The following is a 22,536-nucleotide window of genomic DNA, read 5'->3' on the forward strand; positions in this document are numbered from 1 at the left end:
TCTCACACCGGTCACCGTACTGGTCCTTCGCCGCTCTTCCGTCCGCCGCGATTTTATCGTTAAACTCGCGCCCATGGAACAGACCACCGCCGTCATCGACCTCGACCTGCCCGGACCCCGCATCTCCCGGCACGTCTACGGCCACTTCGCCGAGCACCTCGGCCGCTGCATCTACGGGGGCTTCTACGTCGGCGAGGACTCCGACGTCCCGAACGAGCGCGGCATCCGCCTCGACGTCGTCGAGGCCTTGCGCGAGCTGGACATCCCCAACCTGCGCTGGCCCGGCGGCTGCTTCGCCGACGACTACCACTGGCGCGACGGCATCGGCCCGCGCGAGACGCGCCCCCGCATGGTCAACTCCCACTGGGGCGACGTCGTCGAGGACAACTCGTTCGGCACCCACGAGTTCATGGACCTCGTCGAGATGCTGGGCACCGACGCCTACGTGTCCGGCAACGTCGGCTCCGGCTCGGTGGCGGAGATGAGCGAGTGGATCGAGTACCTCACTCGCGCCGACGACTCCCCGATGGCGGCCCTGCGCCGCGAGAACGGCCGCGACGAGCCCTGGAAGGTGCCGTTCTTCGGCATCGGCAACGAGGCCTGGGGATGCGGAGGCAACCTGCGCGTCGAGCAGTTCGCCTCGCTCGCCCGCCAGTACTCCACCTACGTGCGCAACCACGCCGGCAACGACGTCTACCGCATCGCCGCGGGCGCCTCGGACGGCGACCTGCACTGGACCGAGGTGCTCATGCAGTCCTTCGGGCCGCTCGACGCCCCCGCGGACGCCGCCGCCCCGGCAGCACCGTTCCAGGGAGTCTCCCTGCACTACTACACGTTCACCGGCACCTGGCAGGACAAGGGCGCGGCCACCGAGTTCAGCGCCGACGAGTGGTACCTGGCGCTGAAGAAGGCCTCCTTCATGGAGCACCTGCTCACCCGGCACGGCCAGGTCATGGACCGCTACGACCCCGCCAAGCGCGTCGGCCTGGTCGTGGACGAGTGGGGCACCTGGTGGAACGTCGAACCCGGCACCAACCCCGGGTTCCTGTACCAGCAGAACACCCTGCGCGACGCCCTGGTGGCGTCGGTGCACTTCGACGCGTTCCACCGCCACGCCGACCGTGTCGTCATGGCGAACATCGCCCAGACGGTCAACGTGCTCCAGGCGATGCTGCTCACCGACCCCGAGTCCGGCGCGCTGGTGAGGACGCCGAGCTTCCACGTGTTCGCGATGAACACGCCCCACCACGACGCCGACGCCCTCGACGTGCACCTGCGCGGCGTGCCGTCGCGCGAGGTCGACGGGGGCGAGCTGGCGCTCGTCTCGGCGTCCGCGTCGGTCAAGGGCGACACGGCCCTGGTCTCGCTCAGCAACCTCGACGCCGATGCCGAGCGCACCGTCGTGCTCGACCTGCGTGGCCGCGAGGTCACCGGCCACACCGCCACGGTGCTGACGGCGGCGGACACCGCGGCGCACAACACGCCGGACGCGCCCGACGCCGTCGCGCCCGTCGCGCTGGAGTCGGTGCGTCCGCACGAACTCGGCCTCGAGGTGACGCTGCCGGCGCACTCGTACGCGACGGTGTCGCTCGACCTCGCCTGACCCGCCCCGTTCCACCCGACGCGCCCCTTCCCCTCCGTCGTCGCGGTTCCGCAGGCGCCACCGGTCGGTCGCCGAGGAGCCGCGGCGTCGGGGTCGGGCGACATGGCGACAGGCGCCGGCGGCCGGTCGACGGGGCGGTCGACGGCCGGTCGACGGGGGCGGGGCGTCGGGCCCCGGTGGCAGGGTGGCTCTATGAGCGTCGATGCCACCACGGTCCGCAGCGCCCGCCTGCGCGCGCAGCACCTGCGCGAACCCGGCCTGCCCGACGTCACCACCGCCGTCGGGCACCTGCTGGCCGTCCAGGGGCAGGAGCTGCGCCCCACGTTCTGGGGGCTGAACCGCCGGCTGCGACCCGCCGCCCGGACGGGTGAGGCCGCGACGCTCGTCCCGCTCGACGACGGCAACGTCCTGCGCACCCACGTGCTGCGCCCCACCTGGCACCTCGTGCTGCCCGACGACGCACGCTGGCTCGTCGAGCTCACCGCGCCCCGGGTGGAGCGCCTCATGTCGACCACCGAGAAGTCCTGGGGGCTCGGCGACCCGGCGGCGGCGATCGACGCCGTCGTCGCCGAGGTCGAGCACGGACCCCGCACCCGCGACCAGCTCGCGCACACCCTCACCGACCAGGGTGTGCTCGCGCCCGACGCCCCTGGGATCCTGCTCACCCACGTGCTCATGCACGCCGAGCTGCAGCGGCTCGTCGTCAGCGGTCCCCGCGCCGACGGACGGCACACCTACGCACCCTTCGACACCCGGGCGACGCCGGGGTACGGACCGCTCGGGTCGGTGTTCGACCGCGCGACCGCCGTCGTCGAGCTGTGGCGTCGCTACCTGCCCGCGCGTGCGTACGCCGCCGTCAAGGACGTCGCGCAGTGGTCCGGGCTCACCCTCACCGAGCTGCGGTCCGGCCTGGCCGTCCTCCTCGACACCGGGGAGGCGGTCGAGGTGCCGGGCAGCGGCCAGCTGGACGGGCTCACCCTCGTCACGACACCGGAGGTGCACGACGCCGCCCAGGCGTCCGGCGCGACCCCGCCGGTGCCGCAGGCCGGCGCGCCGTCGGGCAGCGGTGCCGACCTGCTGTGCGCCTACGACGAGCTGCTCGCCTCCTACCGCGAGACTCGTGGCGTCCTCGACGACCCCCGGGCGCCGCAGCCCGACCGGGTCGGGGCGTTCGTCCACGCCGTGCTCGTCGAGGACCGCCTCGCCGCGCGCTGGCGCTGGCCGGGACGGGCGCTGCCCGACGGAGTCGGCCCGGAGCTGCAGTGGCAGCGCGAGCCGTCACCGGCGGACCTCGCCGCCGTCGAGCGTGCCGGCACCGAGCTGTCCGCCTACCTCGCGGGCACGGCGGGCTGACGGGCTGTGCTGATCGGCTCGGCTGGTGGGCCGGCCTGGTCGGCCGGGCTGGTCGGCCGGGCTGGTCGGCTGTGCTGATCGGTTGATGGGGCCGGCTGACCGGCTGTGCGGATCGTTCGCGCTGGGGCGCCGGGGCGTTGGGGCGCTGGCGCTGGCGCTGGCGCTGGGGCTGGGGCTGGGGCTGGGGCTGCGGCGCTGGGGCTGCGGCGCCGGTCGCTACAGGTCGGCCTTGGCTGCCAGGACGCGGCTCGCCGACTCGTCGACCCGCTGGGCGAACTCCGCGTCGTCGCGGGCTCGCTCGGCGATGGCGTCCGCCATGGCGGGCACGACGGCGGGATCGGCGGACGCGAGCACCACGTCGACACCCGCGTCGATCGCGTCGACCGCGCGTTCCGCCGGGGACAGGTACTGCACGGCGGCGGCGGCCGAGACGTCGTCGGTGATGATCACGCCGTCGAAGCCCAGGTCGTCGCGCAGCAGGCCGTCGACGACCTTCTCGGAGAAGGGTGCCGGCACGTCCGGGTCGATCTTCGCGTAGACCGCGTTGGACACCATGACGAACCTCGCCCCGGCGTCGATCCCCTGGGCGAAGACGTCCACCGAGGCGGAGTCCGCGGTCACGGTGTCGTCGACGACGTTGCCGGAGGTGTCCGTGTTCTGCGTGACGTACCCCAGACCCGGGAAGTGCTTGATCACCGGCTCGACGCCCGACGCCTGCATGCCCGCCGAGAACGCCGTCGCCGACTCCACGACCTGGTCCGCCGTGTTGCCGTAGTTGCGCGAGTAGTACCCGATGGGTTCGTTCGCCGTCTGGTTGTCCGGCGGCACGAGGTCCATCACGGGCGCCAGGTTGAGGTTCACGCCGACGTCCGCGAGCTCGGAGGCCCAGGTGGTCGCCTCCCGCTCCAGCCGGTCCCGCGACCAGTCGGCCTGGACCGTGGCGCGCGGGATCTCCGAGAAGCCGGGGCCCTGCAGGACCTGGACGAAGCCGCCCTCCTGGTCCGTGGCGACCAGGAGCTCGGTGTCGCCCGGGGCGTCCGCCACATAGCCGTCCACGAGGTCGCGCACCGCGTCCGCCCCCGCCTCGCTGCGGCCGTGCAGGAAGATGCCGCCCGCATGGTGATCCCGCAGGGCGGTGCGGGTCGCGTCCCCGGACTCGCCGTCCAAGACCGGCGCGCCCACGACGAGGAGCTGTCCGACCTTCTCCTCCAGGCTCATGGAGTCGAGCACGTCCTGCAGCGTGGGGCTGGGGGAGGACGGCGCGGGCGACGGCGAGCCGGACGGCTCCGGCGTCGGGGCGCTGGGCGACGGGGTGCCGGGGGTCCGGGTGCCGGGGGTGCCGGCATCGGGCAAGGTCCCCGAGGGCGACCCGCCGGGAGCGGTGCACGCCGCGAGCAGCAGGGCCCCCAGCAGGACGGCCGTGCCGGCGAACGGGGTGGATGCGCCTCGGGGCCGGGGCATCAGCGGCCGGCCGTGGGCGGGCCGTCGCGGTGGGCGAGCGACGCCAGGGCCTCGCACCAGTGCTGCTCCGAGCGGGCGGCGTGCTCGGCGGTGTCGATGTTGGACTGCGTGACCCGGACCGTCGTCCCGCCGTCGTCGGCCGTCAGCTCGATGCGGATCTCGTGATGGTTCTCCGGGGTGTCCGGGAGCTCGCTGAGCGGCGAGTAGTGCGTGAAGTGCAGCAGCCGCGACCGTTCGACGGCGATGACGGTGCCCCGGTCCTCGAAGTGGCGACCGAAGAAGTGCCCCTCGAACGTGATGGGGCTGCCGGGGCGGAAGTCGGTCTCGATGTTCGCGCCGAGCATCCAGCGGGCGCCCGGGTGCAGCAGCTCGGCCCACACCCGGGCCGGCGGCTCGGCGACGTGGGTGGAGGCCGTGGCCGTGTGCCGGGCGGTGTCGTCGTGGGTCATGGCTGCTCCTTGCCTCGCGCCGCACCGCCACGTCGACGGTGCTTCACGACCGTAGCGCGCACCCGCCGGGCGGCCCAACCGTGGCACCCGCCGGTGGCACCCGCCGGTGGGCGCGGCAGTTCCTGATCTGGTCGGCAGTCCGTGATCTGTTCGGCAGTCGCAAGTGCCGAACAGATCACGGACTGCCGACCAGATCGGCGGGGAGCGCCGTCGTCGGCCCGTCCACAGGTGACCGTCGTCCACAGGTCGCCCTCACGGGCCGGCGGGACTCGTTCCACGCGCGCCAGGGTTCACGCCATGACGACGTCCGACGAGCTGGTCCTCGCCCACGAGCGAGACCCTGCCGAGCTGCGCCGTGCCCGGCGTGACGGCGCGCTGGAACGTGTCCGCCGGGGCGCTTACCGGCCCGTTCCTGCGGACGGCACCCACGCATCGGGTCCGACGGCGGCGACCCGTCTCGCGCTGGCCCGGGCCACGGCGGTGCACCGCCAACTGCGGAGCCGGCACGTCTTCAGCCACGAGACGGCCGCGCTGCTGTGGGGTGCGCCCCTGTGGCGGGCACCGGACCGGGTGCACGTCCGGGTGCGGTCGCGGCCGAGCGGTCGGTCGGCCCCCGACGTCGCCCGGCACACCGGTCTGCCGACGCACGAGCGCCTGCTCCAGGACCTGCCCGCGACCGATCTGCTGACGACGGTCGTCGACTGCGCGCTGACGTTGCCGCCGCTGGACGCGCTCGTCGTGGCGGACTGGGCGCTGCGCGCTGGCATGGACCGTGGTCGGGCGCTCGCGCTGCTCGCCGAGCCCCGCCGTCGCAACGGCACCGCACGGGCGCGGCGGGTGCTGGCGGCCGCCGACGGAGGAGCGGAGTCGGCGTGGGAGACCTGGGCCCGCTACCTCGCTCTGCGCGCCGGGCTGCCGCCTGCCGTCACGCAGCTGCCGGTCCAGACACCGCACACGCTCTACCGGGTCGACCTCGGTTGGCCGGAGCATCGCGTGCTGGTCGAGTTCGACGGGCGGGTCAAGTACACCGACGGCGCGTTCGGGCGGGGGTACGACGCCGACCGCGTGCGCTTCGAGGACAAGGTGCGTGAGGATGCGATCACCGCCACGACGGGGGTCCGCCCGCTGCGCCTCACGGCGCGCGACGGCGTCGACCCGCAGCGGGCCACCCGGTTGCTGCTCCAGCAGTTCGGTGCGGACGTGGTGCGGTCGTCGCGGGTCGATCCGCTGCTCCCGTGGCCGACGCGCGCGTGATCCGCGCGACTGCTGGGTGGCTGGGTGGCTGCGCGGCTGGGTGACTGCGCGGTTGCGCGGCTGGGTGACTGCGCGGTTGCTGACCCTCACTCGCGGCAGCTGCCTGGGGATCTGCGAGGCAGTTCGTGTTCTGCTCGGCAGTCGCGACTGCCGACCAGATCACGAACTGCCGACCAGATCAGTGAGTGCCGTGCAGATCGGCGGCGAGCGCCGCCACGAACGCGTCCACCGCCTCCGGCGGGGTGTCCCACGAGCACATCCAGCGAGCCTCGACGCGGTCCGGCGTCTCACCGGGGCCCCAGTCGTAGAACCGCGACCGCACGCGCAGCCGGTCGGCGGCCCCGCGGGGCAGGGTCGCGAAGACGGCGTTGGCCTCCACCGGCCGCGTGATGCGCACCGGGTACGACGGCGCCGCTCCTGCGGGCTGCACGCCTGCGTCCGCTGCGCCGTCCGTCCGGCGGCTGCCCGCCTGCGGAACTCCGGTGCTGTCGACCCGGCGGCTGCCCGCCTGCGGAACTCCAGTGCTGTCGACCCGGCGGCTGCCCGTCTGCAGGTCTTCGGTGTCGTCCGTCCGGCGGCCGTCTGCCTGCAGAACCTCCGCGCCGCCCGAGGCGGTCGTGTCCAGGTGGCCTGGTGCGTCGTCGGACCCGACCGGACCGGCGGCGATCAGCCCGGCGTCGGCCAGTCCGGCGTGCAGGCGCGCTGCCATCGCGTTGGCGTGGACCGCCGTACGGTGCCACAGGGGCGGCCCGACGGCGAGCCCCGCGTGCCCGCCCAGCGCCACGTCCAGGGTCTCCCGCGAGTCGGCGGCGGGCGGCGACGAGCCGACGGCAGCACCAAACCCGGCGTCGCCACTTCCCGACCCGAACCCGCCTGCACCGGACCCGGCCCAGGACGGGGCGCCGTCGTGCACCGGTTCGCCGGGGTCGCCGAGCAGCGCCAGCAGCTGGGCGGAGACGAACCGCGCCTTGGAGGCCAGCTGCATCGTCGCCTTGCGGACGTACGGCACGGCCGCGGCGGCGCCCCGGCGCGACGCGGCGCCGTCGTAACCCGAACCGGGGAAGGAGGGGGCGGCGTCGGGCCCGAGGACGACGACGGCCTCGCCGAGCATGCCGCCGATCTTGGCCGCGCCGAGGGAGACGACGTCGATCCCGACGTCCGTGGTGAGCGCGCGCAGCGAGCAGCCGAGTGCGACCGCGGCGTTCGCCAGCCGTGACCCGTCCAGGTGCACGGCCATCCCCAGGCCGTGCGCGGTGTCGACGAGGTCCCGCAGGGCGTCGAGGGAGTAGACCGTGCCGAGCTCGGTGGACTGCGTCAGGGAGAGCACCCCGGGGTGCGCGCGATGCACGTCGTGCCGCTGCCGCGCCCACCGTTCCACGTGGAACGGTGCGATGCGCCCGTCGTCGGAGGGGCAGGGCAGCATCTTCAGCCCGCCGACCCGTTCGGGGGCGCCGTTCTCGTCGGTGTTGACGTGCGCGACGTCGGAGGTGACGACTCCGCCCCACCGTTCGGACAGCGCCATGAGCGACACGACGTTCGCGCCGGTGCCGTTGACGACGGGGAAGGCGCGCGCTCCGGCGCCGAAGACCTCCTCGACGCGGGTGCCGAGCCGCGCGGTCCACGGGTCGTCCCCGTAGGCGACGGCGAACCCCTCGTTCGCGGCCATGACGGCCGCCAGGACCTCGGGGTGCGTGCCGGCGTAGTTGTCGGAGGCGAAGGGGACGAACGGCGGGGGCGTCTCGGGCACCTCACCAGCGTACGGTCGGGCGGCTCCGGCTTCGGCTTCGGCGACGCCGACGCCGACGCCGACGACACCCCCGACACCACCGACGCCGACGACGCCCCCGACGCCGACGACGCAGCGGCCACCACCACCGCCACGACCAGCAACGACCAGCCATGACCAGCAACGACCAGCCATGACCAGCAACGACCAGCCATGACCAGCAACCGCCGGCACGACCAGCAACGGCTAGGTTGTGTGGCGGGTCGGCGGATCCTGTGACGACCTGGCACGGTGGTGTCGCGAACACCACAGCACGGTGCTAGGAACGGCGACGAAGCCTCGAGCGTCATAACCTCGAGGGCGGGTGTCGTCGCGCAGACCCCTACCCGACGTCGGGCGCAGACCGCGCCCGGCGACCTGTCGTCGTCCCGGCACTCCAGTGGCCGGATGTCTGGAGCTCGTGTGTCAGGGAACGCCACCACCAGGTTCACCAACGTCTCGTTGCTGTCCGTGACGCGGCGGATGCCGTCCGGCGTCACCTCGTCGCGCGAGGTGCAGCGCCGGCTCGCCCCCGCGCTCAAGCGGCTGCGGCTGCCGTCGTCGCTGCTCGAACGGGTGGCCGGCGTCGAGGAGCGACGCTCCTGGGCGTCCGGCGAGGACGCCGACTCCGCCACGGTGGAGGCCGGGCTGGAGGCGCTCGCGCTGGCGGGGGTCGGGCCGGAGGACGTCGGCCTGCTCATCAACACGTCGGTGACGCGCAAGCACCTGGAGCCGTCGGTGGCGGTCGGCCTGCACCACGGCCTGGGCCTGCCGAGCTCGGCGGTGAACTTCGACATCGCGAACGCCTGCCTGGGGTTCATCAACGGCATGAGCCTCGCGGCGGGCATGATCGAGTCCGGCCAGATCCGGTACGCCGTCATCGTCAACGGCGAGGACGCCGACGACGTGCAGGAGACGACGATCGCGCGGCTGCTGAGCTTCGACTCGGGCCGTGAGGGGTTCATGCAGGAGTTCGCGTCGCTGACGCTCGGGTCGGGGTCGGCGGCGGCGGTGCTCGGCCCGGCGGACCTGCACCCGGAGGGTCACCGGGTGCTCGGCGGTGTCACGCGGGCGGCGACGCAGCACCACCGGCTGTGCGTCGGCAGCACGGACGGGATGTTCACGGACGCCCAGGCACTCCTGGAGGGCGGTCTCGAGCTGGTCGTCGACGCCTGGAAGGACGCGGTCGCCGAGTGGGACTGGTCGTCGATGGACCGCTACGTGACGCACCAGGTGTCGCGGGTGCACACCAACGCGATCGTGGAGGCCGTGGGCCTGGACCGTTCCAAGGTGCCGACGACGTACCCGCGGTTCGGCAACGTGGGCCCGGCGTCGGTACCGATCACCCTGGCGGGCGAGCAGGACTCGTTGAGCGTGGGTGACCGCGTGCTCCTGATGGGCGTGGGCTCCGGCATCAACACGGCGATGATGGAGCTGGCCTGGTGATCGTCCGGTCGGCGAGCCCGGTCCCGCCCGGGCTCCCGGGTCTCGACGCGCGCTTCAGCCACGTGCTGTCCGTCCCGTCCTCCCCGGCGTCGGACGGCGGCGAGTGGCACTACCTGGACAACGGCCCGGCCCTGTCGATGCACGGCATCGAACCGGTGGGCACGGTGCTGGCCGTGCACGGCAACCCGACGTGGTCCTACCTGTGGCGCCGTCTGCTCGCGACGGCGACGGACCGTGCGGTCGCGGCGTCGGCGGCCGCGGGGGAGCGTCCGGACGCCGTGGTCGACGCGTGGCGCGTGGTCGCCGTCGACCAGCTCGAGATGGGGCTGTCCGCCCGCACGGGTCGGTACCGCACCCTCGCCGAGCGGGTCGCGGACCTGGGGGCGTTCACGGAGACGCTCGGACTGTCGGGACCCGTCGTCACGCTGGGGCACGACTGGGGCGGCGTGGTCTCGCTGGGCTGGGCGGTCGACCATCCCGACCTGCTCGCGGGCGTCGCGCTGCTCAACACGGCCATCCACCAGCCGGCGGACGTGCCGATCCCGGCGGTGCTGCGGCTCGCCACGGCGGGCCCGGTGCTGCCCCTCGGCACCCGCTCGACGCGCGCGTTCCTGGAGACGACGCTCGCGCTGGCCCGCCCGCGGCTCGACGCCGACGTGGCCGACGCCTTCCGCCTGCCCTACCGGACGGCGTCCGACCGGGCGGGCATCGAGGGATTCGTCGCGGACATCCCGGCGACGCCGGAGCACGTCAGCCGCCCTGAGCTGGACCGGATCGCCGACGGCGTCGCGCGGCTGGCGGTGCCCGCGCTGATGCTGTGGGGACCGCGCGACCCCGTGTTCTCGGACCGCTACCTCGACGACCTGGTCGACCGGCTCCCGCACGCGCGGGTCCACCGGTTCGAGCAGGCGGGGCACCTGGTCGCCGAGGACGTCGACTATGCCGGCCCGCTCCTCGACTGGTTGGGGTCGACGGCGGTGGCCGGAGGGTCGGAGGTTCCGTCCGCCGAGCGCGCGGCATCCGGTGCCCTCGACGGCCGGGCCGCCGACACGTCGTCGGTTGCGGTGGACGGTGGCGGCGCTGACGACGGTGGTGCTGACGACGGTGGTGCCTTCGGTGGTGCGGAGAGCCCGTTCCGGGGGATGTGGGTCGGGCTCGACGAGCGGGCCGCAGGTCCGACGTCGGACGAGGCCGCCGTGCTCGACCTGACGGGGCAGGGCCCCGCGGCGGTGAGCTGGCGGGCGCTGGAGCGGCAGGTGCGCCGCATCGCGGCAGGCCTGCACGGCATCGGCGTGCGTCACGGCGACCGGGTGTCGCTGCTGGTGCAGCCCGGTCCGACGCTGACGGCACTGGTGTACGCGTGCCTGCGCATCGGGGCCGTCGTGGTGGTCGCCGACGCCGGGCTCGGCGTCAAGGGCCTCACCCGGGCGCAGCGCGGGGCGTGGCCGCGGTTCGTCGTCGCGCAGCGCAAGGGCCTGGCGGCGGCGCGCGCCCTCGGCTGGCCCGGGACCAGGATCTCCGCGGACCCGCTGGACCCCGTCGTGCGCCGGGCCCTCGGCGTCGACCACGAGCTCGTCGACGTCGCCCGGTCCGGCGAGGGCCTCGACCTGCCTCCCGCCCCGGGCCCCGAAGACGAGGCGGCCGTGCTGTTCACGTCCGGCTCGACCGGGCCGGCCAAGGGCGTCGTGTACACGCACGCCCGGCTGTCCGCCCTGCGCGACGCCCTGGCGGAGCACTTCGCCGTCGGACCCGAGACCGGGCTGGTGACGGGCTTCGCGCCGTTCGCGCTGCTCGGGCCGGCGCTCGGCACGCGGTCCGTGACGCCCGACATGGACGTGTCCGCGCCCCGCACGCTGACGGCGCGCGCGGTCGCCGACGCCGTCCGTGCGTCGGACGCGCGCATGGTGTTCCTGTCGCCCGCGGCGATCCTGAACGTCGTCGACACCGCCGGCGAGCTCGACGACGCGGACCGCGAGGCGCTCGGCCGGGTCGAGACGTTCCTGTCGACGGGCGCGCCGATCAGCGCGGCGATGCTCACCTCCGCGCAGGACCTCATGCCGGCGGCCACCCCGCACACGCCCTACGGCATGACGGAGTGCCTGCTCGTCACCGACATCACGCTCGACGGCATCCGCGCGGCCGCGTCCGCGCCCGACGGCGGCGTGTGCGTGGGCCGTCCCGTCGGTGGCGGTGAGGTGCTGATCAGCGCCCTGGACGACGACGGCGCGGCGTCCGGTGCGCCGTCGTCCGACCCCGGGGTGCTCGGCGAGGTGCTGGTGCGTGCCCCCCACCTCAAGGAGCGGTACGACCGGCTGTGGCTCACCGACGTCGCCGCCGAGCGGGACACCCCGCCCGGGCACTGGCACCGCACCGGGGACGTCGGGCACCTGGACCCCGAGGGCCGGCTGTGGATCGAGGGGCGGCTCGCGCACGTGCTGACGACGCCGTCCGGTCCCGTCGCGCCCGTCGCCACGGAGCAGGCCGTGGAGCGGGTCGACGACGTGCGGCGGGCCGCCGTCGTGGGCGTCGGTCCCGCGGGTGTGCAGCAGGCGGTGGCCGTCGTGGAGGCTGCGGGTGTGCGGCGGCCGGGCCTGGCGGGAGCCGCGCTCGACGCCGCGGTCCGTGACGCCGTGCGCGACGCCGTGCGTGACGCCACGCTCGACCCTGCGGCAGCCGACGCGGCAGCCGACGCGGGGGGCGCCGCGGCCGACGAACCGCGGCCGCTCGCCGCCGTCCTGGTGGTGCCCGAGCTGCCGACCGACGTGCGGCACAACTCCAAGATCGACCGTGCGCGGTTGGCGCGGTGGGCGTCGGGGGTGCTCGACGGCGGCCGGGTGGGTGCACCGTGACCGTGCTGGTCACCGGCGCGTCCGGGCTGCTCGGCGGTGCCGTGGCACGTGTCCTGCTCGAACGGGGCGAGGACGTGCGGACCTTCCAGCGCCGCCCCTCGGGCGTGCCGGGTGCGCAGGACGCCTCCGGGTCGCTGACCGACGCCGCAGCCGTCGCCGCCGCGCTCGACGGGGTGGACGCCGTCGTGCACCTCGCCGCGAAGGTCTCGCTCGCCGGGGACCCGGCCGAGTTCGAGGCCGTGAACGTGACCGGCACGCGCGTGCTGCTCGACGCCGCGGAGTCCGCGGACGTGCGCCGGTTCGTGCAGGTGTCCTCGCCGTCGGTGGCGCACTCCGGAACGTCCCTGGTGGGCGTGGGTGCGGAGCGCGCCGACCCGGCCCAAGCGCGCGGGGAGTACGCGCGCACCAAGGCGGTGTCGGAGCTGCTGGCCCTGGACCGTGACCGCAGCGGGTTCAGCGTGGTCGCGGTGCGTCCGCACATCGTGTGGGGCCCGGGGGACACCCAGCTCGTCGAGCGGGTGATCGACCGTGCGGCGTCCGGGCGGCTGCCGCTGCTCGGACACGGTGCCGCGCTCATCGACTCGACCTACCTGGACAACGCCGCCGCGGGCATCGTGGCGGGGCTCGACCGGGCCGACGCCGTCCACGGGCGCGCCTACGTCGTCACCAACGGCGAACCTCGCCCCGTCGCGGACCTGCTGGCCGGGATCTGCCGCGCGGCGGGCGTCGAACCGCCGCGCCTCCGCGTCCCCGCGGGCCTGGCGCGTGGTGCCGGCGGGCTGGTCGAGGCGGTGTGGCGGGTGCGCCCCGGCACCGACGAGCCACCGATGACGAGGTTCCTCGCCGAGCAGCTCTCGACGGCGCACTGGTTCGACCAGCGGGCCACCTGGGCCGACCTGCGCTGGCGTCCCTCCGTCAGCATCGACGAGGGGTTCCGCCGGCTCGCCGCGCACTACGGCGGCACGGCCCGCTGACCTGGTGCGCGGGCCCGCGCCACGGCCCCGCCGAGCAGCTGCTCGGCGGGGCCGTCAGGCGTCAGCGGTGCCCGTGCTTGCTCAGCGAGTACCGCACGAGCTGCCCGTCGGGCGGGCTCGTCTCGTCCGGCGGGAGCACGTTGACCGTGGCCAGCAGGTCCGACCCGTCGAGCTCCACGTCACCCGGCAGCGCCACCGACGCGACCGGCGTGCTGCCACGCCGGTCCAGCTTCGAGATCTCGCCGCCGAAGAGCTGGGCCACGTACACGGTGCCCCGGCTGTCGACCGCGACACCGGTGGGGGAGAGCAGGTCGTCGGCGACCGTGTGCACCCTGCCGGTCCACGGCGACACCACGACCACCGACCCGCGGGCACCGAGCGAGGCGTCCTCGGGACCGCCGGGCAGCAGCGACACGTACAGCAGGCCGAGCGGCCCGACCTCGACGTCCGTGGGCACCGGCTCGAACCAGTACTTCTTGCCGACCACGCAGTCGGGCAGCCCCTGACCCGCGGCCACCTCGGCGGTGATCTTCACGGGCTGGGCGGGCAGCACCGCGACCGTGCGGATCTTGCCCCGGGAGTCGACGGACAGGATCGTGTTGCCCGCGGCGTCCGCGACGTACGTGGTGCCGCGGCGCGACGTCGTCGCGTACGGGTGGGACTCCACGATGCCCGGGTACGACGCCGGGAAGTCCTCCGGGAACTGCGCCGCGCACGACGCCGGCAGGGACCGGAACCCGTACACGACCTTCCCGTCCGGGTTCTTCGCCTCCTCGTAGGCGCCGAGGTCGGCGACCGTGCGGGCCTCGCCGCGCGGCTCGCCCTTCGTCGAGACCTTGAGCCGGCGGAGCGTGAGATCGGCGCCCGACTCCGCGAAGGTGACCACGCCGTCGGCGTAGGACAGCGCCCCGACCTCGGCGCCGTCCGCGGACGCGTGGATGACGGTGGCGTCGCCGTCGCGGTCGACGGCGGTGAGCAGCCCGGCGAAGTTCTGGCTGACGAACGTGGTGCCCTTCGGGCCCACGGCGAGGCTGAGCGGGGTGACGAGACCGGAGGTGATGGTCTCGGAGGCCGGCGGGCGAGGGTCCTTGGACCCGTGCGCCGTGGCCGGGGCGGCGACGAGGACGAGCGCGGCCGTGGCGGCCGCACAGACGGACAGAGCACGTCTCATGGGTGAGCTCCTGGGAGGCACAGCGATGCACAGCGATGTGAGGGCGGGCCCGGAGGCCGCGCGGGTGCGCTCGACGCGGAGCCTCCGCGGGTGCGCGACAGGCCCGAGGGCCCAGAGCCGGCGACTGCGTCGACGCCGACGCAGCACTCGTCTATGAGTGTGTGACGCCCCGGGCTGATACACCAACGGGTCGCGAGGGTGATCTTCCACCCCCCGCGACCCGTCGGAGGGTCGTACGTCGGCTCAGAGGGTCACGTCGACCCACACCAGCCGGTGGTCGCTGGACGGGAACGGGTAGGTGCCGGTCAGGCGCGACAGCGGGTCGTCGGCCGTCGGCCAGAACACGCCCGCGTCACGGACCCGCAGGTCACGGGACGGCAGGACGTAGTCGGCGCGCAGGTTGCCCGGCGTGGTGTCGGCGAAGTCCGCGGTGTCGAGCGCCGGGTCGCCGGTGTGCGTCGTGTTGGCGCCGCCCTGGAGCTCGGCCGCCTCGACGGCGCCGTCCGACGTCGGCATCGGGTCCGTGAGCCGCCGGTTGTCCAGGAGCTGGTCGATCGCGACGTCGTAGGAGTCGCCGTCGTGCGGGGCGGCGTTCTGGTCGCCGACGACGACGAAGCTCGCGCCGCCGGGCAGACCGCCGCGCTCGCCGTCGTCGTCGTAGACGTAGCGCGACGTCTTGCCGGGCGTGACGTAGTCCGACCAGAAGCGGATCTCGTCGTGGTTGCGGCGGCCGTTGCGGTCCTCGGGCCCGTCGAACGTCGGCGGGGTGGGGTGCGAGGCCAGCACGTGCACGGTCTCGCGGCCCACCCGCACCGGCACGTCCCAGTGCGACTTGCTGGAGAGCCGCACGACGTCGAGCTCGGCGTCGGTGAACCAGTCGTCGGGCTCGGGGGTGGTCGGGTCGTCCGGGAGCAGCGCGCCCGGCATGTCCTTCCACAGGAAGTTCTGGAACGTGCGCACCTCGTCGGTGTCGATCGGGTACTTCGACAGGATCGCCATGCCGTACTGGCCCTCGAACAGGCCGAACCCGAACGCGTCGTCGCCGCCGCCCACCGTGCCGTCGTTGTTGAGGTCGAACCCGCTCGTCACGCCCGTGTTCGACGGCGCCGTGTACGCGTACCGGTACCGCACCGCGTCGGCACCGCCCTGACCGACCTCCAGGTAGTTCTCCCGGAAGAGGTCGAGCGCCTCGCCCTCGGCGTCGAAGTCGAACTCGTTGAGCAGGACGACGCCCGGGTCGGCGCGCTGGATGACCTCGGCCACGGTGCGCGCCTGGGCGTCGTCCGGGGTGGACAGGTCGTCGACGAGCTCGCCCTCGCTCGCCCGGTTGAGCGACAGGTTGTACGTCGCGACCCGCAGGGTCTTCTTCGTGGCTCCGTTGCCGTTGCCGTTGCCGTGCCCGTTGCCTTGGCCAGGCTGCGTGCCGTGGTCGCCGCGCGCGGAACGGGCGCCGTCGTCGGCGTTCGCCGCGAGGGGCGCGAGGGTGCCGGCCAGGCCGACCGTCAGGACCAGGGTCGCGGTGAGGAGGCTTCGTCGCATGACCGTCACGCTAGTCGGTGCCTGTGACGCCGACGTCAACGGCGGGTGAACTCGGCCGGCGCGCCTGGACGAGCACCACCTGGTCGCCCAGCAGGGGCATCCGCTCGACGGCGCGGGCGTCCACCAGCCCGGCAGCCGTCAGCAGGCGCTCGATGCCGCCGTCGGCGTTGTCGGCGTCGTGCGTCCGGCTGCCGGGGCCGTGCCCCGGCTGGTGCCGGCCTGGCCGGTGGTGGCCCGACCCGTGGCCGGCCGACCCGTGCCCGTGCCCGGCGGCGTGGTCGCCCGCGAAGTCGGCGACGGTCACCAGGCCACCCGGCCTCAGGACGCGCGCGAGCTCCCGGGCGAGCAGCTCCTTCTCCGCGAGCGGCACGTGGTGCAGGGCGAGGGAGGACACGACGTGGTCCTGGCTCGCGTCCGGCACCGGCAGACGGTGCGCGAACCCGCGCACCAGCGTGACCGGGGCCGTCGCGCGACGTCGCAGCTTGGGCGCCGCGCGGCGCAGCGAGTCGCCGTCCGGGTCCAGGCCGGTGAGGACGACGCCGGGCGCGGTGCGCAGCACCTGCACGCCGAGGTTCCCCGTGCCGCACCCCACGTCGAGGACGTGCTGGCCCGCTCCGACGCCCGCGACCTCGACGGTGCGCCGGTACAGCCGGCCCAGCCTGCGGAACCGCGCCACGACGTCGTACCAGGGCATCAGCCAGCCGCGCGACATGCCGGGCAGGAACTCGTGGTCGGTCTCGTCCGGGCGGACGTCGTCGAGAAGCCGGACGGTGGGGCGGGGCATCGGACCTCACAGGGGGACGGGCGGACGGCGCGTGGCATCCATGCTGCACCCAGGATCTCCCAGCACGACAGCGCTGTTGCCAGACCGGCAAGCCGTGGCGGCGCTACGCCCTCGTGCGCCGCTGGTCACGGCGCGCAGGAACGCGCCCTCGCGCGGCGCTTGCGGTGTCCCGGCATCATGCGCCGGAGGCGATCGAGCACCTCGACGTCCTGGCCGAGCGCACAGCGCACGACGACGTCCGTACGATGGCGAGATGCCTGTGGATGGAGCCCGACCGCCCAGCACCGCCTACCTCGACCACCTGGCCGCAGAGACCGAGGAGCGTCGCCGCAGCGCCCCCGTCGACCCCGGGGACACGCACGCCGGTGCGCCGGCGGCGCTCACGGACGTGGTCGACGCCGCCGCGTCGGCGCTGGAGCCCGACCTCGCCGCCGTCGTGCGGACCCTGCACGCCCACCCGGAGACGGCGTTCGAGGAGCACGACAGCGCGCGACTGCTCGTCGATCTCCTCGCCAGGCACGGCATCACCGCCGAGGTGGGCGTCCACGGGGTCGACACGGCGTTCCGGGCCGAGCTCGGGCGGGGCGACGGCCCGACCATCGCCGTCTGCGCCGAGTACGACGCCCTGCCCGAGATCGGGCACGCCTGCGGGCACAACGTCATCGCGGCGGCCGGCGTCGGGGCGTTCCTCGCGCTGAAGGACGTGCTCGAGGCCGCGGACGCGCCGTCGGGCCGGGTGCTGCTGCTCGGCACCCCGGCCGAGGAGGGGCACTCCGGCAAGGAGGTCCTGGCGCGGGCGGGAGCGTTCGACGACGTCGACGCGGCGATCATGGTGCACCCGTACGGCGCGGACGTCGCCGAGCAGGTGTGGCTCGGCAGACGCCTGCTGACCTGGACCTTCACGGGTCGCAGCGCCCACGCGTCCGCGCAGCCGTTCATGGGGCGCAACGCGCTCGACGCGGCGAACCTCGCCTACACGGGGATCGGGCTGCTGCGGCAGCAGATGCCGCCGTCGGACCGTGTGCACGCGATCATGACCGACGGCGGCACCCGACCCAGCATCATCACCGAGCGTGCCGTCATGCGGCTGTACGCCCGGTCGAAGTACCCCGACACGCTGCGCGACCTGTCGCGACGCCTCGACGACGTCGCCCGCGGCGCCGCGCTGATGACCGGCACGGACGTGGAGATCGGCTGGGACGACGGCGCCCACCCGTCCCTGCCCGTGCGCACCAACGCCGCGCTCACCCGCCGCTGGGTGGCCGCGCAACGACGGCGGGGTCGCGACGTGCTGCCGGGCGGCGTCGTGCCCGAGACGGTCGCGGCGTCCACCGACTTCGGCAACGTCAGCTTCCGGGTGCCCGGCATCCACCCGCTCATCCAGGTCGCCGACCCGGACGTCGCGCTGCACACGGTGGAGTTCGCGGCCGCCGCCGGGTCGGAGCGGGCCGTGCGGGCCGCCGTCGACGGCGCGGCCGGGCTGGCGCTCACCGCGCTGGACTACCTGTGCGACGACGCCCTGCGGGTGGCGGTGGACGCCGAGTTCGCCGCAGCCGGCGGCGCGATCGACGTGCCGCGCTACTTCGACTGAACCGGCCGCCCCCAGGCCGCGCGGGCCGCCGCTGCCGGTCTCACCGGGCATTGCGGGCGCAACCACCTGTTCGGCGACGAAAGGGGCAACGGCAGAGCGCATCGGGCAGGTCCGTGCGAGCGTGGGAGCCATGACCACCGAGACCCAGCTCCGCAAGGCGGCCCTCGCGCTGCCCGACGTCGTCGAGTCGGACGGGGCGTTCCGCGTGCACGACGTCGTCTTCGTGGCGGAGGTGCCCGGCGTGGGGATCGAGCTCGCGCTGGACCGCGACGACACGGAGCGCATGACTGCCGAGATCGGTGCCGCCGTGTCGACCGCCGGCGGGGTGAGCGTGTCGCTCGACGCGCTCGACGGACAGCAGCTCAACCACTGGGTGCGTCGTGCATGGCTGGCGCAGGCGCCGCGCGACCTCGCCGGGGAGATCCTCGCCGCCGACAGCACCGAACTCGGCTAGGTGGCTGACCGGCTCCTGCTGCTCGGTTCATTCGGCACCTTGAGCTTCGGTCGGCAGTTCGAACTGCCGAACGAAGCTCGAACTGCCGAACGAGTTGGGAGGCGACACGGGCGCACGCTCAGTCGCGCAGCGGTGACCCGACGACGGTGAAGTCGAACCCGCCGAACTCCCCGGACAGCAGTGGCCTCGCGGCGGCGATGGACGCCTGGACGGATGGCAGCTCCAGGGAGGCGCGGTGCGCCTCGGACGATGTCCACAGCTCGGTGACGAACACGGTGTCGGGCTCCTGATCGTTGACACCGACCTCGTACAGCAGACATCCCACTGCGGTGAGCTCCGGGCTGCGCTGCGTCAGGTGGGCGACGAGCTCGTCCCGCTTCCCGGGGACGGCGCCGAGTGTGCCGACGTTGGCGTAGGTCATGCGTCCGACGGTAGCGCCGCCGTCCGACACGAGGCTCTTCAGGCCGCGCGGTCCACCAGCAGCGCCAGCTGCACCCGGTTCACCCCGAGCTTCTGGCAGGCCTTGCCCAGGTGCGTCTTGACGGTCGCTTCGCCCAGGAAGAGCTGCGCCGCGATCTCGGCGTTCGTGAGCCCGGCCGCGACCCCGTCGGCGATCTGCCGCTCCCGGTCGGTGAGCTCCGCCAGCGCCTTCTGGGCGTCCTGTCGCCCGCGTACCGTCGGAGCGGCGGCGACCTGTGCCATCACCACGCGAGCGGCACGGGGTGACAGGGCGCCGTCCCCGGCGGCGACCGACTCGACGGCGGCGACCAGCTCGTGCGGTCCCGAGTCCTTGGCCAGGAAGCCGGCGGCGCCGGCGTGCACCGCGTCGAGGATCGCGGACTCCGTGTCGAACGACGTCATGGCCACGACTCCCGGAGCCGAGGGCAGGGCGACGACCGCTGCGGTCGCGCGGATCCCGTCCATTCGCGCCATGCGCAGGTCCATGAGCACCACGTCCGGACGATGAGCCTGAACAGCGGTCACGACTTCGTCGCCGTCGGAGGCCTCCGCGACCACGTCCAGCCCACCCTTGGTGAGAATTTGTCGCAGGAACTGCCGCACCATCGTGTCGTCGTCGACGATCATCACCCGGACCACGTCGATGACCCTACTGCCAGCGTGCGACAGTGCCCGGCTACCGAACGGCCGGTGACCAGGGCAGGTGCACGCGAACGAGGAACGTCCCGTCATCCTGTCGGCCGGCGTCGAACTCGCCGCCGAGGGTCTCGCAGCGCTCACGCATCCCGCGCAACCCGGCGCCGCTGCCCGGGACGACGTCGGAGGGCGCCACCGTCGGGTTGCGCACAGTGACGTCGATGCCGTCGCCCGGCCGGGCCCGGACGCTCACTGCGACACGGGCGCCCGGTGCGTGCTTGGCCGCGTTGGTGAGCGACTCCTGAACGACTCGGTAGACGGTGCGCGTCAACGTCGGCGGAGCGGCGTCCCCGTCCCGCACGAACACGGTGGCGACGAGGTCGACCCCGCGCGACCCCGCCCCGTCGAGCAGGTCTGCGAGGTCGTCGAGCGTCCGGTCCCGTCCGGCGTAGTCCTCGGCACCCTCGCGCAGCGAGGTGATGAGCGTGCGCATCTCCTCCAGCGCCCGGTGGGCCGAGGACCGCATCGAGCGCGCGGCCTCTCCGGTCCCCGCGTCGTCGGAGGACACCTCGAGCGCCGCGGCCTGCAACGAGACCAGCGACAGCTGGTGGGCCACCGTGTCGTGCATCTCGCGGGCGATGAGGTCGCGTTCTTCCTGGCGCGACAGCTCCGTCTCCAACGACTCGGACCGCGTGCGGAACGTGTCGGCCCGGTGGGACTCGGCGGTGGCGACGTCGCGGGCCGCCGCGGCGTCCGCCCGTGCCCGCGTGATGTTGCGGCGCAGCAGCCCGGCACCGACGGCGATGCACAGGACGACGACCCCGAGGACCGCGTACCCGAGCGGGGACATGTACGTGGCGGGCCCGGTGTCCGAGGCCGGCAGGGAGAAGATGACGTTCGTGCCCTCGCGGCGGGAGTCACGCCAGAACGTGGCGGCCAGCGCGAGCGCCGTCATGCCTCCGCAGCACAGGCTGCGCAGCAGGTCGGTGCGCGCGATCACCCACGGCAGGGCGATCAGGGGGGCGACGGCGCCGATCGGGGAGAGGATCCCGACGGCGGCCGTCGTGAGGCAGACGACGACGGGGTGGCTCGTGCGCCACCAGACGGCGGTCGCCGCTGCGGTGGCGAGCAAGAACCAGACGAGCGTGAAGAAGAGCTCCTGGCCGGTGGAGTCGACGGGGCTCGCGAGCGACGCGCCCAGCATGGAGCACAGCCAGGTGACGACGACGGCCCCGATCGACCCCGACACGGCTGCCGCTCGGCGGCCGAGGCTGCCCGGTGCCGGAATCGCATCGCGGGCGGCAGTTGCCGGCGGGGCGTAAGGGCCGGGCAGCGGCTGTGCCCCGTGGCGGTCGCCGGGGTGCAGCGGCGCGTAGGGGTCGAGCGCGTGGAACGGTCCGGGCTGTGCTGAGGGCGCACCGGACGAACCGCTGGGTGCCGGAGGTGACACGTGCGGCGGCACCGCGGGGCTCGACGGGGGTGGACGCATGCGGGGAAGCGTACGGGTCGGCACCGACGCCGGACCTCCACCGATCGGGTCGACCTGGAGCGTGCGGGTCCACCGATCGGGTCGGTGGGTCGAGGCGTACGGGGGATCCGCCGTCAGGCCCCTGCGTTCGAGGATCTCACTCGTTCGATCAACCGTCCGACGAAGGAGCCACCGATGTCCGATGAGCAGCACCCCTCGGGGTACGCGCAGCCCGGCCCGCAGTACGCCCAGCCGCAGCCTCCGCAGCCGCCGGATCCGCGGAAGAGCTGGTTCGCCCGCCACAAGATCCTGACCGGGATCGGTGCCGTGGTGGCGTTCTCGGTCGTGGTCAGCGCCTTCAACGGTGGTGGCGACGACGCGGACGGCGCCGGGGCGGCAGCGCAGGTCGCGAGCGAGGACGGCGGAGCGGACGCAGCGGCCGAGGAGGTCGCCGCTGCTGCCGACGCGTCGGAGCCGGAGCCCGAGGCGGAGCCGGAGCCCGCCGATCTGCCGACGATCGGCGAGCCTGCCCGGGACGGCAAGTTCGAGTTCACGGTGACCGAGGTCGAGGACGGCGTGGAGACGGTCGGCGACGACTTCCTGAACAAGGAGGCGCAGGGGCAGTTCGTGCTCGTCCACATGTCGGTGGAGAACATCGGCGACGAGGCGCAGTACTTCGACGGCGGCAGCCAGGAGCTGGTGGACACCGAGGGGCGCACCCACTCGGCGGACTCCGAGGCCGCCATCTACCTCGACGACTCGAACAGCTTCCTCAACGAGATCAACCCGGGCAACACGGTGGAGGGTGTGGTCGTGTTCGACCTTCCGAAGAAGGCGACGCCGGCGACGCTCCAGCTCCACGACTCGATGTTCTCCGGCGGCGTCGAGGTCTCTCTGCAGTGACGGTGCGTCGCGGGGCGGGCCGGGAGGAACTCGGCCCGCCGGGTGAGGGAGAGCGGCCGGCCGGGGGAGAACCGAGCACGGGACGGCTCCCGTGGCGGGTCGAGGGTCGGCACCTGGACAACCTCCACCTGGAGATGCTCGCGCTGCAGCTCCACGCCTGGCACGGAGGGCCGGTCGACCGGCTGGATCGCCACCGGCTCGCGACGTGGCGCCGCCGTCTGCGCGACCTGAACGCCGTCGTCGTCTACGACCGGGCGGCGCCGTCCGGGTTCTCGCTGGAACCACGTCAGGTGGGTGACGGTCACCTCACCCGCCCACCGATGGATGGAGAGGGTGAAATCAGGTGACGACGACGACGATCTCTTGGTGCAGGCGTG

At 74.0% G+C, this 22,536-nt stretch carries 19 protein-coding genes; 10 read left to right on the top strand and 9 right to left on the bottom strand.

Annotation, left to right across the window (positions count from 1 at the left end):
- Positions 1 to 73: 73 nt before the first annotated feature.
- Together ACNHYB_RS11785 and ACNHYB_RS11790 are read left to right on the top strand one after the other, a co-directional pair.
- Positions 74 to 1,603, top strand: coding sequence for an alpha-N-arabinofuranosidase (locus tag ACNHYB_RS11785; RefSeq protein WP_418275529.1), 1,530 nt, complete (start codon positions 74 to 76; stop codon positions 1,601 to 1,603).
- A 192-nt stretch (positions 1,604 to 1,795) separates the two neighbouring features.
- Positions 1,796 to 2,956: a winged helix DNA-binding domain-containing protein gene (locus ACNHYB_RS11790; RefSeq protein WP_418275530.1), complete on the top strand. Its 1,161-nt coding sequence runs from the start codon at positions 1,796 to 1,798 to the stop codon at positions 2,954 to 2,956.
- Positions 2,957 to 3,172: 216 nt separating this feature from the next.
- Here the strand turns inward: ACNHYB_RS11790 and ACNHYB_RS11795 are convergent, their stop codons facing one another.
- Positions 3,173 to 4,417 carry a glycoside hydrolase family 3 N-terminal domain-containing protein gene (locus ACNHYB_RS11795; RefSeq protein WP_418275531.1) on the bottom strand — a complete coding sequence of 415 codons (1,245 nt, stop codon included), beginning with the start codon at positions 4,415 to 4,417 and terminating at the stop codon, positions 3,173 to 3,175.
- Positions 4,417 to 4,866, bottom strand: a complete 450-nt coding sequence (locus tag ACNHYB_RS11800; protein WP_418275532.1) for an SRPBCC family protein — start codon at positions 4,864 to 4,866, stop codon at positions 4,417 to 4,419. Before ACNHYB_RS11800 ends, ACNHYB_RS11795 begins: the two co-directional genes overlap by 1 nt.
- Positions 4,867 to 5,163: 297 nt before the next feature.
- On the opposite strand from ACNHYB_RS11800, the gene ACNHYB_RS11805 reads away from it, so the two are divergent.
- Positions 5,164 to 6,120 carry a hypothetical protein gene (locus ACNHYB_RS11805; protein ID WP_418275533.1) on the top strand — a complete coding sequence of 319 codons (957 nt, stop codon included), beginning with the start codon at positions 5,164 to 5,166 and terminating at the stop codon, positions 6,118 to 6,120.
- 178 nt (positions 6,121 to 6,298) lie between these two features.
- Here ACNHYB_RS11805 and ACNHYB_RS11810 read toward each other — a convergent pair whose 3' ends face one another.
- Entirely contained in the window at positions 6,299 to 7,867 is a 1,569-nt protein-coding gene (locus tag ACNHYB_RS11810) for a threonine aldolase family protein (protein ID WP_418275534.1), read from the bottom strand.
- Positions 7,868 to 8,293: 426 nt separating this feature from the next.
- Between ACNHYB_RS11810 and ACNHYB_RS11815 the strand changes: the two genes are divergently transcribed.
- From ACNHYB_RS11815 to ACNHYB_RS11825, 3 genes are read left to right on the top strand one after another with little or no spacing between them, the layout of a single operon-like run.
- On the top strand, positions 8,294 to 9,331 hold the full coding sequence (locus tag ACNHYB_RS11815) for a 3-oxoacyl-ACP synthase III (protein ID WP_418275535.1): 1,038 nt from the start codon (positions 8,294 to 8,296) through the stop codon (positions 9,329 to 9,331).
- Positions 9,328 to 12,180 carry an alpha/beta fold hydrolase gene (locus ACNHYB_RS11820; protein ID WP_418275536.1) on the top strand — a complete coding sequence of 951 codons (2,853 nt, stop codon included), beginning with the start codon at positions 9,328 to 9,330 and terminating at the stop codon, positions 12,178 to 12,180. The genes ACNHYB_RS11815 and ACNHYB_RS11820 overlap by 4 nt, the downstream gene beginning before the upstream one ends.
- Positions 12,177 to 13,154 carry an NAD-dependent epimerase/dehydratase family protein gene (locus ACNHYB_RS11825; RefSeq protein WP_418275537.1) on the top strand — a complete coding sequence of 326 codons (978 nt, stop codon included), beginning with the start codon at positions 12,177 to 12,179 and terminating at the stop codon, positions 13,152 to 13,154. Before ACNHYB_RS11820 ends, ACNHYB_RS11825 begins: the two co-directional genes overlap by 4 nt.
- Positions 13,155 to 13,215: 61 nt before the next feature.
- Here ACNHYB_RS11825 and ACNHYB_RS11830 read toward each other — a convergent pair whose 3' ends face one another.
- From ACNHYB_RS11830 to ACNHYB_RS11840, 3 genes are all read right to left on the bottom strand, one after another.
- A complete protein-coding gene (locus tag ACNHYB_RS11830; protein WP_418275538.1) occupies positions 13,216 to 14,325 on the bottom strand; it encodes a ScyD/ScyE family protein in 1,110 nt (369 codons plus the stop codon).
- A 243-nt stretch (positions 14,326 to 14,568) separates the two neighbouring features.
- Positions 14,569 to 15,864: an endonuclease/exonuclease/phosphatase family protein gene (locus tag ACNHYB_RS11835; RefSeq protein WP_418275539.1), complete on the bottom strand. Its 1,296-nt coding sequence runs from the start codon at positions 15,862 to 15,864 to the stop codon at positions 14,569 to 14,571.
- Positions 15,865 to 15,874: 10 nt separating this feature from the next.
- Positions 15,875 to 16,648, bottom strand: coding sequence for a class I SAM-dependent methyltransferase (locus ACNHYB_RS11840; protein ID WP_418275540.1), 774 nt, complete (start codon positions 16,646 to 16,648; stop codon positions 15,875 to 15,877).
- A gap of 253 nt (positions 16,649 to 16,901) precedes the next feature.
- On the opposite strand from ACNHYB_RS11840, the gene ACNHYB_RS11845 reads away from it, so the two are divergent.
- Both ACNHYB_RS11845 and ACNHYB_RS11850 read left to right on the top strand, forming a co-directional pair.
- Entirely contained in the window at positions 16,902 to 18,239 is a 1,338-nt protein-coding gene (locus ACNHYB_RS11845) for a M20 family metallopeptidase (protein WP_418275541.1), read from the top strand.
- A gap of 130 nt (positions 18,240 to 18,369) precedes the next feature.
- On the top strand, positions 18,370 to 18,693 hold the full coding sequence (locus ACNHYB_RS11850; protein ID WP_418275543.1) for a hypothetical protein: 324 nt from the start codon (positions 18,370 to 18,372) through the stop codon (positions 18,691 to 18,693).
- Between the two features lie 118 nt (positions 18,694 to 18,811).
- Here ACNHYB_RS11850 and ACNHYB_RS11855 read toward each other — a convergent pair whose 3' ends face one another.
- Genes ACNHYB_RS11855 through ACNHYB_RS11865 form a run of 3 tightly spaced genes read right to left on the bottom strand, consistent with a single transcriptional unit; the run spans position 18,812 to position 21,037 of the window.
- Entirely contained in the window at positions 18,812 to 19,114 is a 303-nt protein-coding gene (locus ACNHYB_RS11855; RefSeq protein WP_418275544.1) for a putative quinol monooxygenase, read from the bottom strand.
- 38 nt (positions 19,115 to 19,152) lie between these two features.
- The gene (locus ACNHYB_RS11860) at positions 19,153 to 19,791 is read right to left on the bottom strand and encodes a response regulator (RefSeq protein ID WP_418275545.1); all 639 of its coding nucleotides are present in this window, start codon (positions 19,789 to 19,791) and stop codon (positions 19,153 to 19,155) included.
- 37 nt (positions 19,792 to 19,828) lie between these two features.
- Positions 19,829 to 21,037 carry a sensor histidine kinase gene (locus tag ACNHYB_RS11865; protein ID WP_418275546.1) on the bottom strand — a complete coding sequence of 403 codons (1,209 nt, stop codon included), beginning with the start codon at positions 21,035 to 21,037 and terminating at the stop codon, positions 19,829 to 19,831.
- Positions 21,038 to 21,451: 414 nt separating this feature from the next.
- On the opposite strand from ACNHYB_RS11865, the gene ACNHYB_RS11870 reads away from it, so the two are divergent.
- Positions 21,452 to 22,159 (top strand): DUF4352 domain-containing protein, encoded by a 708-nt coding sequence (locus tag ACNHYB_RS11870; protein ID WP_418275547.1) that lies wholly within the window; start codon positions 21,452 to 21,454, stop codon positions 22,157 to 22,159.
- A 134-nt stretch (positions 22,160 to 22,293) separates the two neighbouring features.
- Positions 22,294 to 22,506 (top strand): hypothetical protein, encoded by a 213-nt coding sequence (locus tag ACNHYB_RS11875; protein ID WP_418275548.1) that lies wholly within the window; start codon positions 22,294 to 22,296, stop codon positions 22,504 to 22,506.
- The last annotated feature ends 30 nt before the right edge of the window (positions 22,507 to 22,536 follow it).

Origin of the sequence: Isoptericola jiangsuensis, assembly GCF_048320105.1 — a bacterium.
GTDB lineage: Bacteria > Actinomycetota > Actinomycetes > Actinomycetales > Cellulomonadaceae > Isoptericola > Isoptericola jiangsuensis_A.